The 2,149-nt window shown below is 59.7% G+C and carries 3 protein-coding genes and 1 pseudogene; 3 read left to right on the forward strand and 1 reads right to left on the reverse strand.

What is annotated here, in order from left to right; genetic code table 11:
• A pseudogene (locus RMO57_RS19435) lies at positions 1 to 146 on the forward strand (NADP-dependent isocitrate dehydrogenase); the annotation flags it as partial.
• A 104-nt stretch (positions 147 to 250) separates the two neighbouring features.
• Here RMO57_RS19435 and RMO57_RS19440 read toward each other — a convergent pair.
• Positions 251 to 556, reverse strand: coding sequence for a cold-shock protein (locus RMO57_RS19440; RefSeq protein ID WP_414896460.1), 306 nt, complete (start codon positions 554 to 556; stop codon positions 251 to 253).
• 177 nt (positions 557 to 733) lie between these two features.
• Here RMO57_RS19440 and clpS point away from each other — a divergent pair, with 177 nt between their 5' ends.
• Entirely contained in the window at positions 734 to 1,090 is a 357-nt protein-coding gene (clpS, locus tag RMO57_RS19445; protein ID WP_310389469.1) for an ATP-dependent Clp protease adapter ClpS, read from the forward strand.
• A partial coding sequence (locus tag RMO57_RS19450; RefSeq protein WP_310389470.1) for a Clp protease N-terminal domain-containing protein occupies positions 1,087 to 2,149 on the forward strand: 1,063 nt, incomplete at its 3' end. The genes clpS and RMO57_RS19450, both read left to right, overlap by 4 nt.

A 2,149-nucleotide genomic window follows, 5' to 3' on the forward strand; every position in this document is an offset into this window, starting at 1 on the left:
GGGTTGAAGCCGCCGACCTGATCATCGAATCGATGGGCAAGTCGATCTTGAGCAAGAAGGTCACGTATGACTTCGCGCGCTTGATGGACGGTGCGACACAGGTCTCCTGCTCTGGCTTCGGCCAGGTCATGATCGACCACATGTAAACCAAACCTTGCCGGCGGCGCTGGCTTGACCGGCTTGCAAAAATGAAAAAGGGCTCGCAACATGCGAGCCCTTTTCTTTTGCGGCGATCGGGAAGCCGCCAGGATCAGGCTGCCTCACTCACCTCGGCCGGAGCTTGCGCCGCCACCACGCTCGCCAGTGCGGTGATGTTCTGCGCCAGCTGGCCTTTGGGCCCCTGAATCAGATCAAAGTTGACCCGGCTGCCTTGTGCCAGCGTTCGAAAGCCCTCCATTTGTATGGCTGAAAAATGGGCGAACACATCGTCGCCGCCCGCTTCTGGTTCAATAAAGCCGAAGCCTTTTGAATCGTTGAACCATTTCACAGTACCTAAGGCCATAGCCGACTCCTTCCCCATATGCACGGTGCTCACTGCACCGGCGCCGATTTTCAAATCGGGCCCGAGCCGTGTCAATTCGGGGCCAGCCCGAATGGGGTCGACCCTCGGGTCGCTTGGGGTTTGTGAAAAAAGCCTTTGCTTGGGGCCAATTCAAGTCTTGCAATCAGCCGCGATGGCGCAAGATGCCAAAGGGTCCGAGCGAGGTTTGGGCTCAGTCGATAGAATCAATCCATGCCAGATACCCCCATTCAACCGCCAGTGCCGCCGGCCAATAATCCGGGCCGCGACAATGCTGACGGCACCACCACCATTGAGCGTGCGACTCAAAAAACAGAACCTCCGCGGCTCTATCAAGTCCTGCTGCTGAACGATGATTTCACTCCGATGGAATTTGTTGTGATGGTTTTGCAGGAGTATTTCCGTCATGACCTGGATACCGCGACCCAGATCATGCTAAAAATCCACCACGATGGGCGTGGGGTTTGCGGCGTCTTCAGCAAAGACGTTGCAGCGACGAAAGTCGAGTTAGTGCTGGCCGCCGCAAGGCGAGCCGGCCATCCTTTGCAGTGCATTATGGAGGCCGCATGATTGCGCAAGAGCTTGAAGTTAGCCTTCACATGGCGTTCGTCGAGGCGCGCCAGCAGCGCCACGAATTCATCACCGTCGAGCACTTGTTGATGGCCTTGTTGGACAACCCCTCTGCGGCCGAAGTGCTGCGAGCCTGTTCGGCCAATCTGGACGATTTGCGCAAGAGTCTGGCGCAATTCATCAAGGAGAACACGCCCACCGTGGGCGGCTCCGACGAGGTGGACACCCAGCCTACGCTGGGTTTCCAGCGCGTGATTCAGCGCGCCATCATGCATGTGCAGTCCACCGGCAGCGGCAAGAAGGAAGTCACCGGCGCGAATGTGCTGGTGGCGATCTTCGGCGAGAAGGATTCGCACGCCGTCTACTACCTGCACCAGCAGGGCGTGACCCGCCTGGACGTGGTGAATTTCATTGCCCACGGCATCAAGAAGTCCGATCCACCCGATGTACCCAAGGGTGCCGACGGTGCCGCTAACCCCGAGGCCGAGCGTGAAGAGGCCGAAGGTCAGGGCAAGGGATCGCCGCTGGATCAGTTCACCCAGAACCTGAATCAACTCGCCAAAGACGGCAAGATCGATCCGCTGATCGGCCGCGAGTTGGAGGTCGAGCGCGTGGTGCAGATTCTCTGCCGCCGGCGCAAGAACAATCCGCTCTTGGTCGGCGAGGCCGGCGTCGGCAAGACCGCGATCGCGGAAGGCTTGGCCTGGCGCATCACCGAGGGTCAGGTGCCCGACGTGCTGGCCGAGGCGGTGGTTTATTCGCTCGATATGGGCTCGCTGTTGGCGGGCACCAAGTACCGCGGTGACTTCGAGCAACGCCTGAAGGCGGTCTTGAAGCAGTTGAAGGACCAGCCCAACGCGATCCTTTTCATCGACGAGATCCACACCTTGATTGGTGCCGGCGCGGCCTCGGGCGGCACGCTGGACGCCAGCAATCTTCTCAAACCGGCGCTCTCCAGCGGCGCGATGAAGTGCATCGGTGCGACCACCTTCACCGAGTACCGCGGCATCTTCGAGAAGGACGCGGCACTGAGTCGGCGCTTCCAGAAGGTCGATGTGG

Source organism: Roseateles sp., assembly GCF_031397715.1.
Lineage (GTDB): Bacteria > Pseudomonadota > Gammaproteobacteria > Burkholderiales > Burkholderiaceae_C > Paucibacter_A.